At 65.5% G+C, this 12,750-nt stretch carries 16 protein-coding genes; 12 read left to right on the forward strand and 4 right to left on the reverse strand.

What is annotated here, in order from left to right; genetic code table 11:
* Positions 1-121: 121 nt before the first annotated feature.
* Entirely contained in the window at positions 122-787 is a 666-nt protein-coding gene (locus VGU00_RS06655; RefSeq protein WP_327466755.1) for an MBL fold metallo-hydrolase, read from the forward strand.
* A 21-nt stretch (positions 788-808) separates the two neighbouring features.
* Here the strand turns inward: VGU00_RS06655 and VGU00_RS06660 are convergent, their stop codons facing one another.
* Complete coding sequence (locus VGU00_RS06660) at positions 809-1,249, reverse strand: MAPEG family protein (RefSeq protein ID WP_327466757.1); 441 nt, start codon at positions 1,247-1,249, stop codon at positions 809-811.
* Between the two features lie 314 nt (positions 1,250-1,563).
* On the opposite strand from VGU00_RS06660, the gene rpmF reads away from it, so the two are divergent.
* The 5 genes from rpmF (at position 1,564) to VGU00_RS06685 (ending at position 4,658) form a co-directional block, all read left to right on the forward strand.
* Positions 1,564-1,743, forward strand: coding sequence for a 50S ribosomal protein L32 (gene rpmF, locus VGU00_RS06665; RefSeq protein ID WP_011541714.1), 180 nt, complete (start codon positions 1,564-1,566; stop codon positions 1,741-1,743).
* A gap of 22 nt (positions 1,744-1,765) precedes the next feature.
* The gene (gene plsX, locus VGU00_RS06670; protein ID WP_327466759.1) at positions 1,766-2,800 is read left to right on the forward strand and encodes a phosphate acyltransferase PlsX; all 1,035 of its coding nucleotides are present in this window, start codon (positions 1,766-1,768) and stop codon (positions 2,798-2,800) included.
* Positions 2,797-3,762 (forward strand): beta-ketoacyl-ACP synthase III, encoded by a 966-nt coding sequence (locus tag VGU00_RS06675; RefSeq protein WP_327466761.1) that lies wholly within the window; start codon positions 2,797-2,799, stop codon positions 3,760-3,762. The genes plsX and VGU00_RS06675 overlap by 4 nt, the downstream gene beginning before the upstream one ends.
* Before the next feature lie 180 nt (positions 3,763-3,942).
* Entirely contained in the window at positions 3,943-4,236 is a 294-nt protein-coding gene (locus VGU00_RS06680) for an integration host factor subunit alpha (RefSeq protein WP_058804876.1), read from the forward strand.
* Positions 4,237-4,250: 14 nt separating this feature from the next.
* Positions 4,251-4,658 (forward strand): MerR family transcriptional regulator, encoded by a 408-nt coding sequence (locus VGU00_RS06685; RefSeq protein ID WP_327466764.1) that lies wholly within the window; start codon positions 4,251-4,253, stop codon positions 4,656-4,658.
* A 10-nt stretch (positions 4,659-4,668) separates the two neighbouring features.
* Here VGU00_RS06685 and VGU00_RS06690 read toward each other — a convergent pair whose 3' ends face one another.
* Together VGU00_RS06690 and VGU00_RS06695 are read right to left on the reverse strand one after the other, a co-directional pair.
* Positions 4,669-5,220, reverse strand: coding sequence for a SixA phosphatase family protein (locus VGU00_RS06690; protein ID WP_327466766.1), 552 nt, complete (start codon positions 5,218-5,220; stop codon positions 4,669-4,671).
* Between the two features lie 55 nt (positions 5,221-5,275).
* Complete coding sequence (locus tag VGU00_RS06695; protein WP_327466768.1) at positions 5,276-8,011, reverse strand: ATP-dependent DNA helicase; 2,736 nt, start codon at positions 8,009-8,011, stop codon at positions 5,276-5,278.
* Positions 8,012-8,133: 122 nt separating this feature from the next.
* On the opposite strand from VGU00_RS06695, the gene VGU00_RS06700 reads away from it, so the two are divergent.
* Positions 8,134-8,568: a hypothetical protein gene (locus VGU00_RS06700; protein WP_327466770.1), complete on the forward strand. Its 435-nt coding sequence runs from the start codon at positions 8,134-8,136 to the stop codon at positions 8,566-8,568.
* A 3-nt stretch (positions 8,569-8,571) separates the two neighbouring features.
* Here VGU00_RS06700 and VGU00_RS06705 read toward each other — a convergent pair whose 3' ends face one another.
* A complete protein-coding gene (locus tag VGU00_RS06705) occupies positions 8,572-8,940 on the reverse strand; it encodes a PilZ domain-containing protein (RefSeq protein WP_327466772.1) in 369 nt (122 codons plus the stop codon).
* A gap of 109 nt (positions 8,941-9,049) precedes the next feature.
* Here VGU00_RS06705 and VGU00_RS06710 point away from each other — a divergent pair, with 109 nt between their 5' ends.
* From VGU00_RS06710 to VGU00_RS06730, 5 genes are all read left to right on the forward strand, one after another.
* On the forward strand, positions 9,050-9,460 hold the full coding sequence (locus tag VGU00_RS06710) for a response regulator transcription factor (RefSeq protein WP_327466774.1): 411 nt from the start codon (positions 9,050-9,052) through the stop codon (positions 9,458-9,460).
* Between the two features lie 99 nt (positions 9,461-9,559).
* Positions 9,560-10,096, forward strand: a complete 537-nt coding sequence (locus VGU00_RS06715; protein WP_327466776.1) for a DUF4199 domain-containing protein — start codon at positions 9,560-9,562, stop codon at positions 10,094-10,096.
* Between the two features lie 70 nt (positions 10,097-10,166).
* Positions 10,167-11,768 carry a lysine--tRNA ligase gene (locus VGU00_RS06720; RefSeq protein ID WP_327466778.1) on the forward strand — a complete coding sequence of 534 codons (1,602 nt, stop codon included), beginning with the start codon at positions 10,167-10,169 and terminating at the stop codon, positions 11,766-11,768.
* Between the two features lie 10 nt (positions 11,769-11,778).
* The gene (locus VGU00_RS06725) at positions 11,779-12,264 is read left to right on the forward strand and encodes a DUF3291 domain-containing protein (RefSeq protein ID WP_327466780.1); all 486 of its coding nucleotides are present in this window, start codon (positions 11,779-11,781) and stop codon (positions 12,262-12,264) included.
* Between the two features lie 5 nt (positions 12,265-12,269).
* A complete protein-coding gene (locus tag VGU00_RS06730; protein WP_327467446.1) occupies positions 12,270-12,749 on the forward strand; it encodes an asparaginase domain-containing protein in 480 nt (159 codons plus the stop codon).
* Position 12,750: the final 1 nt, after the last annotated feature.

The raw sequence follows: 12,750 nt of genomic DNA on the forward strand, positions 1-12,750 counted from the left end.
CCCTTCCCGTCGCTCGCCGGCGGGGAGGGGCCGGCTTTCGCAGGGGGCATAACGACCGCAGCCGGTCGTTACCATTTGCGCGCGACTTGCCATTTCGCCGGCTTTTCCCCACATCGGCGCCATGAACGCTCCCAACCCCCCGATGCGCGCGGCGATCGTCCCGGTCACCGCGTTCCAGCAGAATTGCACGCTCCTGTGGTGCACCGCGACCAACAGGGCGGCCTTTGTCGACCCGGGCGGCGACCTGCCCAAGCTGAAGGAAGCAGTGCGTCAGACCGGGGTCGAGGTCGAAAAGATCCTCGTCACCCATGGCCATATGGATCATTGTGGGCAGGCGGGCATGCTCGCGAAGGAATTGGGCGTGCCGATCGAGGGGCCGCATGAGGACGACCGTTTCTGGATCGACGCCTTCGCCGAGGATGGCGCGCGTTTCGGCATGGTCGGCGAATCTTTCGAGCCCGACCGCTGGCTGGTCGATGGCGACACGGTGACCGTCGGCAATCTCGAGATCGACGTCATCCATTGCCCGGGGCACACGCCGGGGCATGTCGTGTTCCATCACGCGCCCTCAAAGCTCGCGATCGTTGGCGACGTGATCTTTCAGGGATCGATCGGTCGCACCGATTTCCCGCGCGGCAATCACCAGCAATTGCTCGATTCGATCACGCAGAAGCTGTGGCCGCTCGGCGGCGACACGACTTTCCTGCCGGGGCATGGCGCGCACAGCAATTTCGCCCACGAACGGCGAACGAATCCGTTCGTGAGCGATATGGCGCTGGGCGGCTAGGGTCAGGACCCTCGTTACGGGTCAGCGCGGGGCGACCGCGACGCTTTCCTCGATTTCGGTCGTCGTGATGTTCGTCGGGGTCAGATAGACGATCGCGAGCGCGCCGATCGCGAGGCCGAGCTGCGTGAGCATCGTGATGATCGTGCCGACCATGCGGCCCCACATCATCCCGTCCATGCCGATCGCGTGCAGGATGCGGCCGACGAGATAGAGCGCGCCGACGCCCCACAGCCAGAGCGACGAGCCGAGGCCGAGTTCGACGAGGGCGAGCAGGATCAGCACGAACGCGGTATTTTCGACAAAATTGCTGTGCGCGCGCATCCGGCGGGTCAAGAGGTCGTTGCCGCCGTCCCCGATGAAGACCTTTTCCTTGGTGCGCACGCGGCCGACGCGGACCGAAAGCCACAGGTTGAGCAGCGCCGCGCCGGCGGCGATGGTCAGACTGATCGGCAAGATTATCATATCGCTTCCCCCATATTGGCCGGAACATTTCACGGGCCGGCCGCGGGGAGGGTGTGGCATTGGCGCGCTGCGCCCGCAAGGTGGCAATGTTTGCCCGTCAGGGGTTGCCTTTGCGGGCAAAAACGCTATAGCCGCGCCCGATCCGGCACCCGACACCTTCTGGCGTTGAGGCACCTTCCGGCGGAAGATTTTCCCGCTCCATTCGGGCAGGAACAGGCTTCGGCTTGGCGGGCGGGCCAGTTATTTCCGGCGACGGGAATGACAAATCCGGGTAGCCGATTCGTGACACACTATTTGAGAATGCAGGAAATATCATGGCCGTTCCCAAGCGAAAAACCTCGCCCTCGAAGCGCGGCATGCGTCGCAGCCACGACAGCCTGAAGGTCGAAGCCTTCCAGGAATGCCCGAACTGTGGCGAGCTGAAGCGCCCGCACAACCTTTGCAACGCCTGCGGCCACTATAATGGCCGTGAAGTAGTGTCGGTCGGCGCATAAGCATTAGCCGGAGGGCGTCGAAATGGCACTGACACCGCGAATCGCAATCGATGCGATGGGCGGTGACGTCGGCGTGCGCATGATGCTCGCCGGCGCCGCGATGGCGCGCCACAAGCACGACGGCCTCCGCTTCCTCCTCGTCGGCGACGAGGTGCAGATCAAGGCAGCGCTCGAAAATCACCCGAATCTGCGCGCGGCGTCGGATATCCTCCACACCGACGGCGTGGTTTCGGGCGAGGACAAGCCCAGCCAGGCGATCCGCAAGGCCAAGAGCACGTCGATGGGGCTTGCGATCGACGCGGTAAAGCGCGGCGACGCGGGCGGCGCCGTGTCCGCGGGCAATACCGGCGCGCTGATGGCGATGGCGAAGCTCGCGCTGCGCACGATGCCGGGAATCGACCGGCCGGCGCTCGCGGCGCTGCTGCCGACGCTCGGCGACAATGACGTCGTCATGCTCGACCTGGGCGCCAACACCGATTGCGACGCCAACAACCTGATCCAGTTCGCGGTCATGGGCGCAGCCTATGCGCGCACCGCGATGGGCCTCGAAAAGCCGCGCGTCGCGCTGCTCAACATCGGGACCGAGGAGCTGAAGGGCACCGATGAAATCCGCGATGCCGCGGCGCGGCTGCGCGAGGCGCATGGGCTGCCGATGGAGTTCACGGGCTTCATCGAGGGCGACAAATTGTCGCGCGGAAATGTCGACGTGATCGTCCACGACGGTTTCTCGGGCAATATCGCACTGAAGACGATCGAGGGTACGGCGCGTTTCGTGACCGACCTGCTGCGCCGCGCCTTCACTTCGTCGGTGCGCTCGAAGATCGGCTTCCTGATCTCGCGCCCCGCGACCGAGTTGCTGCGGCACCATCTCGACCCAAACAACCATAATGGCGCGGTGTTCCTCGGCCTCAACGGCGTGGTGCTCAAAAGCCATGGCAGCGCCGACGCAAAGGGGGTCGCGAACTGCGTTCACCTGTGCGCCGAGCTGATCGAAAAGGATATTACGCGTCAGGTGACCGAGGATCTCGCGAATTTCCGCAGCGGTGACGCCGCATGACGCGCCGCGCGATTCTGGCCGGGACCGGCTCGGCGCTGCCGCGCACCCGCGTTTCCAATGCCGAACTGGCGGCGCGCGTCGACACGAGCGACGAATGGATCGTCGAGCGCACGGGCATCCGCTTCCGCCATATCGCCGAGCCCGATGAGACGACCGCGACGCTGGGCGCCGACGCCGCGAAAAAGGCGTTGGAAGCGGCGGGACTCCAGCCGTCGGACATCGGCCTGATCATCGTTGCGACGGCAACCCCCGACAATACGTTTCCCGCCAGCGCGACCAAGGTGCAGGCACTGATCGGCGCGCCCGATTGCATCGCGTTCGACGTCGCTGCGGTTTGCTCGGGCTTTCTCTATGCCGTGTCGGTCGCCGATTCGATGCTTCGCACCGGCGCTGCAAGCCATGCGCTCGTCATCGGCAGCGAAACCTTCAGCCGTATCCTCGATTGGGAAGATCGCACGACCTGCGTCCTTTTCGGCGACGGGGCGGGGGCTGTGGTGCTGTCGGCCGAAGAGGTCGCGGACGACCGCGGTATCCTTGCAACGCGGCTGCATGCCGAGGGCCAATATTGCGACATGCTCTATGTCGACGGGGGGCCGTCGACGACGGGCACCGTCGGCCATGTCCGCATGCAGGGGCGCGAAGTCTTCCGCCACGCCGTGACCAACCTCGCCTCGGTGCTCGGCGAAGTTATGGCCGACGTCGGCCTGTCGGCCGATCAGATCGATTGGGTCGTGCCGCATCAGGCGAACAAGCGGATCATTGACGCCACCGCCAAAAAGCTGGGCTTGCCCGCCGAACGCGTCGTGCTGACCGTCGACCAGCATGCCAATACGTCGGCCGCGTCGGTGCCGCTCGCGCTCGACCTTGCGGTCCGCGACGGACGTATCAAGCGCGGCGATCTCGTCGTGCTCGAGGCGATGGGCGGCGGCTTTACCTGGGGCGCGGCAGTTCTGCGCGTCTAGGCCGGGGGCCGGGTTGATCACGGCAGCGACGGGTGAAACTCGTCGCATCAACTTCTCGCTCCATCCGTTTCAGTTTGGCGGATTAATTCGCTTTTGTTACACAGATGACCGGGACTCGTGACGGTGGGGGCTGTCGGAGACCGATTCACTCATGTGCTTTACGAGGGGGAAGGGATCATCATGACTGCAGGGACGCTCACCCGGGCTGACATCGCGACGCGGATCAACCAGCAGATCGGCCTGTCGCGCAACGAATCGGCGACGATCGTCGAATCGATCCTCGATCATATGTCCGATGCGCTCGCAACCGGACAGAATGTGAAGATTTCGGGGTTCGGCACCTTCGTCCTGCGCGACAAGGCGCAGCGTATCGGCCGCAATCCCAAGACCGGCATCGAAGTGCCGATCCTGCCGCGCCGGGTCATGACCTTTCGCGCCAGCCAGACGATGCGTGGCCGCGTTGCCGGTAAATAAGCCGGGCTTTGCCCATGGCGGGTCCTGATATGTCCGACGATGGCGGCAAGGCGTCCGGCGCCATGCTCGCCATCGGCGAACTCGCGGTGCGTATCGGGGTTCCGACGCATGTGCTGCGCTATTGGGAAACACGCTTTCCGCAGCTGAAGCCGCTCCAGCGTTCGGGCCGCCGCCGTTATTACCGCGCCGAAGATGTCGCACTGGCCGAGCGCATCCACCATCTGCTTCACGTGCAGGGTTTCACCGTAGAGGGGGCACGCAAGGCGCTGTCCGAAGCCGGGGCCTCCGCGCCGGCCGTCCAGACACCTGCGCCGCCGGTGCGTGAGCCGACCGACCGGATCGCCGCGGCGAACGCTACGGCGGGCATTCCCGTCGAAGCGCTGATCGTACTGCGCCAGCGGCTCGCGGCGGCGCTGCGCTAGATATTGCGGGTCAGTCGTCGTCCATCGCCGGCGCGAGCGCCGGGTCGAGGTCGCGCGGGCGGATGAAGCCGACAAAGCGTGCCATGCCGGTGTCGAGATCGTGCCAGTCGGCGATGTCGAGTTCGAGGCGGGCGAGTGCCGAGGTCGGCAGCTTTTCCTCTACCTTGTCGCGCAGTTCGTCACCGTCCGATTCGGGGACGAGCATCAGGATCAGGTCTTCGAGACCCGGGTTATGCCCCGAAATCAGCAGATGCTCGGCATTTTTGCCGGTGTCGCGGATGACGTCGATCAGTGTCGCCGCCGAGGCGAGATAGATGCGCCGGTCCCAATGCGGTTCGAGCGTGTCCAGATCGGCGGCAGGCTGGAAGATATCGAGCGTTTCGGTCACGCGCACCGCGGGCGAGGCGATGATGCGGTCGACGGGCAGTTTCTGCCGTTTCAGCCATTGCCCGATCAGTTCGGCACCGCGCGCGCCGCGCTTGTTGATCGGCCGGTCGAAATCGCGCTCGACCTGGACGTCCCAACCCGATTTGGCGTGGCGCAAAATGGTCAGAGTTTTCAAAACCGCTCCCCGAACTGCCTTCGATCCCCTCAGTCGAATGCTCTGTGCCGCAATCTCATGACGGTGAAAAGGCGGGATATGCGCTTTTTCGCTGTTGGACATTCGCCGCGGCGACATGATTGACCGCTTCGTCGAGCGGCAGGCGGCGGATCGGGGTGCCTTCGGGGAAGGCGCCGAGCAGCCGCGAGGGAAAGCTGGGCGAGAGCATGACGAACTGCCCGAAATCGTCGGCGCGGCGGATCAGGCGGCCGAACGCCTGCCCGATGCGTGCACGGATGACCATATCGTCATAGGCGCTGCCCCCCTGCGCTGCGCGGCGCGCGGCGTGGAGAATCGTCGGGCGCGGCCATGGCACGCCTTCCATCACGACGAGCCGCAGCGATTCGCCGGGAACATCGACGCCGTCCCTGAGTGCGTCGGTGCCGAGCAGCGAGGCGTGCGGGTCGGCGCGGAAAATATCGACGAGCGTGCCGGTGTCGAGCGGGTCGACATGCTGCGCGTAGAGCGGAAGGCCCGCGCGCGCGAGGCGGTCGGCGATGCGCGCGTGGACGATGCGGAGCCGGCGGATCGCGCTGAACAGCCCGAGCGCGCCGCCGCCCGACGCCTCGATCAGGCGGCTGTAGGCGCCGGCAAGGGCAGGGAGGTCGCCCCGCGCGATGTCGGTGACGATCAGGACTTCGGACTGGCGCGCATAATCGAACGGACTCGGCACCGCGAAATGCTGGGCGCCGCCGTCCATATGGCGCGCGCCGGTCCGGATATCGGCGTCGGTCCAGCCGCCGTTGCCGTGGCCGCCGCCGCGTAGCGTAGCCGAGGTGACGAGTACGCCCTGCGCGGGGCGGTAGACGACGTCGGCGATCGGCCGCGCGGGGTCGAGCCAGTGGCGGTGCAGCCCGCAATCGAACTCGCGCCCGTCGTAACGGTCGATCGCGAGCCAGTCGACGAAATCGGGATCGGCGGGACCGCCGACGCGCCCGAGCAGCGACAGCCAGCCGCCGAGCGTGTCGATCCGCGTGCCGAGGCTGTGGCGGGCGCCATCGACGCGCGCGCGCGCCTGCCCGTCGAGCCAGTCGGGCGGGTCCTCGATCAGCGCTTCGAGCCGTTTCCCGAGCGCCATCAGCGGGCGCAGCAGCGCCTCGATCGCGTCGCCGGCGTTCGCCGCCGCGGTAACGAGTTCGGGGTCGGGATCGGCGAGTTCGGTTTCGAGGCCATAGCCCGCGTCGGCGGTCCGTGTGTCGACGCTGCGGGCGTAGACCATTGCGCGGACCGCGACGAGCAGCCGCTCGATCGCGCCCCACGGATCATTTTCGGACAGGCGGCCGAGCCAGCCGTCGCCGGGCAGTTCGGCGGCGGCGGCGATCGCGGCCTGGATCGCGCGGTCGCCGGCTTCGTCATAGCTCGCGACATCGGCGAGGCGCGCGGCGAGCCCGCGCCGCCGCCCGCGCGACTTGCCTTCGGGGCCCAGCACCCAGCGGCGGATTTCGACCGCCTCCTGTCCGGTCAGCGCCGCGGCGAACATCGAATCGGCGGCATCCCACAGATGATGGCCTTCGTCGAAGATCAGCCGCGTCGCCGGCGCGCCGCCATCGCGCGGACGCGCAGCCTGCACCATCGTCAGCGCATGGTTGGCGATGACGATATCGGCCTGCGTCGCCGCCCGCGCCGAATGTTCGATGAAGCATTTGCGGAAATGCGGACAGCCCGCATAGATGCACTCGCCGCGCCGGTCGGTCAGCGCGGTGGTGCCGTTGCGGCGGAAAAGCGCGGGGAGCCAGCCGGGCAGGTCGCCGCCGACCATGTCGCCGTCGCGCGTATAGGCGGCCCAGCGCGCGACGAGCTGCGCGAGGATCGCGGCGCGGCCCGAAAAGCCGCCCTGCAACGCATCTTCGAGGTTGAGCAGGCAGAGGTAATTTTCGCGCCCCTTGCGCACGACGACCTTTTCGCGGTGCGTCGCGGCGTCAGGGTAAAGCTTTTCGGTCTCGCGCGACAACTGGCGTTGCAGCGCCTTGGTGAAGGTCGAGATGCAGATGCTGCCGGCCGACTGGTCGATCCATTGTTTCGCGGGGGCGAGGTAGCCCAATGTCTTGCCGATGCCGGTCCCGGCCTCGGCGACCAGCATGTGCGGCGCATCCTTGCGCTCGCGCGGTGCGAAGATCGCCGCCGCCGCACGGGCATAGTCCTGCTGCCCCGGACGGCGTTCGGCGCCGTCGCCGGTCAGGCGGTCGAGCCGCGCCGATATATCGTCGGGGTTGATCGACACCTGACGCGGCGCCCCGCGCGGCGGCTGTTCTTCCCATTCGGGCAGGCGCGCGAACAGCCAGCGTTCGTTGCCCTCGGGGACCGTCAGGCGGGGCTGGACGAGCGGCGACCAGGGCCAGCGCTGGCGCGACAGGGCCTGTACGCCATGCCAGGCGCCCTCGCGCTCAGGCCATTGGGGATCGTCGAGGCTCGCGAGCATCGCCGCCGCCGCCCTGGGCAGGAAGGCCGCGATTTCGTCCTCGCCCTGGGGCGGCGTCAAGCCGATCGCGCTCGCGATTCCGGCCGGGGTCGGGACCGCGAAGCGCGCGGGATAGAGGAAGGCGAACAGTTCGAGCAGGTCGAGCCCCGAGAGTTCGGGATAGCCGAGCCGGTCGCCCGTCAGCGTGGCGCTGAGCAGCAGGTGCGGGGTCGCCGCGACTGCCGCGATCGCCTCGCCGCGCCCGACACGCTGAACCCGCCCGGACGTATCGGCGATCCAGATACCGATATGGCTCGCATGGATGGCGGGCAGGGAAAGCGGATCAGGAGGCATGGCGCCAAACTAGGGACAAAAGGCGAACGCGGCAAGGCAGGCGCTGTGGCTTTCGCTTTCCGCTTGCAGCGCATGGAAAATCGCGGATGGTTTGGGCCGAACCAGACGAAAGGACAATCGGGATGAGCGAAGAAGCGGAGATCGGCGCGGTGGTGGACGAGATGTATGCGATGATCTCCGGGCCGAAAGGGCCGCGCGACTGGTCGCGGCAGGCGAACTGTTTTCACCCCGACGCGCGGCAGATCCGCACATGGATCGATGGCGACGGGCGCGCGACCTTCCGGAGCATGGGGCTCGCCGACTATGCGCGCGACACGACCCCTTTTTTTGCGGAGAATGATTTTTTCGAGATCGAGATCGGACGGCGGATCGACGTGCTGGGCAATATCGCCCATGTCTGGAGCGCCTATGAAGCGCGGACCGCGCTCGACGACGCACTGCCCGAACGGCGCGGGGTCAATTCGATCCAGCTGTTCAAGGATCCGGACCATGGTTGGCGGATCATGGCGATGATCTGGGACAATGAACGCGAAGGTGTAGCGATCGCGCCCTTTTGATCGCTAACTGAGCCCGCGACGTCCGAAGACGGCAGGGCGGTTCGCGTGGAATATCTGTGACGGTTCGATGATCGATGCCGCCCGTGCCCGTTTCAGCGCGCTGTGGAGCGGGCCGTGTGTAAGCTCGTAGGGAAAGCGCACGCCCATGCGGTCGAACTCGGACCACATGACGACAGCGTAAGTGACCTCGCCGCCATAATGGATCTCGCAGCGCGAACGTGCCGGCATGCTGGCCCCGTCGACGCGCGCGCCGCCTTCGGACAGGTCGGTGATCCGGCCGTCGACGAAGTTGAGCACACCGTTGACGGTGACGTCGATCGAAACGGTCGTGCGCTTGTGGCTGCGGGCCATCGGGGTGCGGAAGCTGTTCATGCCGACAAGGCTACGCCTTCATGGTAAATTTTCCGGTAACGATATTTGCGCCGGGACAGGTCTTTGACGGCCAGTTGCAAGCGATGGCGCGGCGTGTTCTACCGGCGCCATGGTCCGCCCGATCCTTCTTTACGGCATTGCCCTTGCCGCTGCGGCGTTCCTGCTCGAGTGGCTGAATTACAAGCATGTCGTGCATCGCTGGTCGGCGGAATTCTATATCGTCTGTATCGCCGCCATCTGTGTTGCGATCGGGATATGGGTCGGTAACCGGCTGACCGCGCGGCCGAGGCAAGCGTTCGTGCGTAACGAGGCGGCGATCGCGACGCTGGGCCTGAGCGCGCGCGAATGCGAGGTTCTGGAAATGCTCGCGGCGGGCCATGCGAACAAGGTGATCGCGCGCCGGCTCGACATCTCGCCCAACACGGTCAAGACGCACGTCGCGCGGGTGTATGAAAAGCTGGCAGTCGCCAGCCGCACGCAGGCGGTGCAAAAGGCACGTACGCTCGATATCCTGCCATAAAATTGGGCGATAAGCGCCAAATCACCCGTTTGGGCGATAGATTTCGTCCGTTGTTCCAACCCACCTCGCATGGCATTCCATTGATAGGGGAGAAAATGAGTGGGCAGGATTATTGCAGTCTACGGCGCGATCGCGGGCGTCATCGTCGCCATCGGCATGTTCATCAACGTCAGCTTCATCGCCGATTATGGCGCGATGGGGATGGTCGCCGGCTATCTGTCGATGCTGGTCGCGCTGATCTTCGTTTTCGTCGGCGTCAAACGCTATCGCGACGTCCATCTCGGCGGGGTGATCACCTTCTGGAAAGCGGTCGGGGTCGGGCTCGGCATCGGGCTCGTCGCGTCGCTTTTCTACATTCTCGGCTGGGAGCTTTATATGTGGCGGACCGGCGGGACGTTCATCGCCGATTATGCCGCCAACAATATCGAGATCATGCGCGCGGACGGCAAGTCGGCTGCGGAGATCGCACAATTTTCGACCGAGATGGAGGCGTTCGGGAAGCAGTATGAAAATCCGATCTTCCGCATGGCACTGACGCTGACCGAAATACTCCCGGTCGCGTTGCTGGTGTCGTTCGTGTCGGCCGCCTTGCTGCGCAAGAGCGGTTTCATGCCGGCAACGCAGCCGCGCGGCTGAGTTCGGCGGGGAAGCGGGCTGGCGTGCCGGTCTGCTTCCCATCGGCCCATCTTGCCGCTATGGGCGCGGCATGACTGACTTGCACCTTCATCCTTCGCTGCGCGAACCCGCGCAAACGTCCAAGGCCTGGCCGTTCGAGGAAGCGCGCAAGCTGGTCAAACGCTATCCCGATGGCAAGCCCGCCGGCGAGGCCGTGCTGTTCGAGACGGGCTATGGTCCCTCGGGCCTGCCGCATATCGGCACCTTCAACGAAGTGCTGCGTACGACGATGGTCCGCCGCGCCTATGAGGCGCTGACCGGCGGCGCGCCGACGCGGCTTGTCGCGTTCAGCGACGACATGGACGGGCTGCGCAAGGTTCCCGATAACGTGCCGCAAAAGGAAATGCTCGCCGCGCACCTCGGCAAGCCGCTGACCGCGATCCCCGATCCGTTCGGCAAATATGAAAGTTTCGCGCATCATAACAATGCGATGCTGCGCGAGTTTCTCGACCGTTTCGGCTTCGAATATGAATTCGTCAGCTCGACCGAGCGCTACCGGGCGGGCGCGTTCGACGATGCGCTCAAGAATGTGCTGCGGCACAATCAGGATATTCTCGACATCATGCTGCCGACGCTGCGCGCCGAGCGCGCCGCGACCTATTCGCCGATCCTGCCGGTCAGCCCGAAGTCGGGGATCGTGCTGCAGGTGCCCGTGACCGTCGTCGATGCCGATGCCGGTCTGGTATCGTTCGAGGACGAGGGTGAGACGATCACCCACTCGATCCTCGGCGGCGGCGCCAAGCTACAGTGGAAGGTCGACTGGGCGATGCGCTGGGTCGCACTCGGCGTCGATTATGAAATGTACGGCAAGGACCTCACCGACAGCGGCGTCCAGTCGGGCAAGATCGCCAAGGCGCTCGGCGGGCGCAAGCCCGAGGGGCTGATCTACGAGATGTTCCTCGACGAAAAGGGCGAGAAGATTTCGAAGTCGAAGGGCAACGGCCTCTCGATCGAGGAATGGCTGAGCTATGGCAGCGAGGAAAGCCTGGCCTTTTTCGCTTTCCGCGAGCCGAAGGCGGCGAAGCAGCTGCATATCGGCGTGGTGCCCAAGGCGGTCGACGAATATCTGCAGATGCGCGGCAATTATCCGGCGCAGGAACCCGACAAGAAGCTCGGCAACCCGGTCCATCACGTCCATGTCGCGCGTGGGCAGGACGTGCCGGCGACCGAACTGCCTGTTACCTTCGGGCTGCTCCTCAACCTCGTGGGGGTGATGGGTGCCGATGCGTCGAAGGAGCAGATCTGGCGTTACCTTGGCCAATACGTCGCGGGCGCGACGGCTGCGACCTATCCCGAGCTCGACGGGCTGATCGACAACGCGATGGCATATAACCGCGACTATGTCGCGCCCACGCTGAAGCGCCGCAAGCCGGTGGGCGGCGAGGGGGCCGCGCTCGCGGAACTCGACGCCAAGCTCGCGGCCTTGCCCGCCGATGCTTCGGCCGACGATATCCAGAACATCGTGTACGAGATTGGCAAGAACGAGGCCTATCGCTTTGAAAATCTGCGCGATTGGTTCAAGGCCCTCTACGAGACCTTGCTCGGGTCGAGCGCCGGGCCACGCATGGGCAGCTTCATCGCGCTGTTCGGGATCGACAACACGCGGCGGCTGATCGCCGAGGCTTTGGCCTGAGGAGGATAGGATGGCGGGTTACGAACTGGCGCAGATCAACATCAGCCGCTTTCGCTTGCCGTCCGACCATGTCGCCAACCGCGATTTCATGGATGCGCTCGACCATGTGAACGCGGTTGCCGAAGCGGCCGACGGTTTTATCTGGCGCCTGATCGGCGAGGGCAACAACGCGACCGATGTGGCGGTGACCGACGATCCGCTCGTTATCGCCAACATGTCGGTGTGGCGCGATCTCGATGCGCTCGCCACCTATGTTTATCGCACGTCCGACCACCTTGCGATCATGAAGCGGCGCAAGGAATGGTTCGATCACAAGGACTCGCGCGTTGCGCTCTGGTGGGTTCCTGCGGGGCATCGCCCGACGGTCGCCGAGGGCCTGGCGCGGATCGCGATGCTTGCGGCCAACGGGCCGACTGCCGAGGCCTTCTCTTTCAAGCGGCCCTTTGCCGCCCCCGACGGAACGCCGGCGCTGCCGGTGCAGGATGAGTGCGCGTGACCGACATGATCGATATTTTCACCACCGGCGGGACGATCGACAAAGTCTATTTCGATGCGCTGTCCGAGTTCCAGATCGGCCCTGCGGCGATCCCCGACATGCTACGCGAAAACAATGTCCACGTCCCGCACCGCGTGACGCAGCTGATGCGTAAGGACAGCCTCGAGCTCGGCGACGCCGACCGCGAGGCGATCCGCGCCGCGGTGGCCGCGAGCGATGCGTCGCGTATCCTCGTCACCCACGGAACCGATACGATGGTCGTCACCGGCCGCGTACTCGCGGGGATCGCTGGCAAGACCATCGTGATGACGGGGGCGATGCAGCCTGCCTCGGTGCGTGCGAGCGATGCCGAATTCAACGTCGGCTTTGCGCTGGCGGCCGTGCAGACGCTGCCTCCCGGCGTCTATGTCGCGATGAACGGGATGATCTTCGATCCCGAAAAGACGGTCAAGGATCGCGCCGGCCAGCGTTTCGTCGTCGAATAGC

Source organism: Sphingopyxis sp. (genome assembly GCF_035944815.1).
In the GTDB taxonomy this organism is placed as follows: Bacteria; Pseudomonadota; Alphaproteobacteria; order Sphingomonadales; family Sphingomonadaceae; genus Sphingopyxis.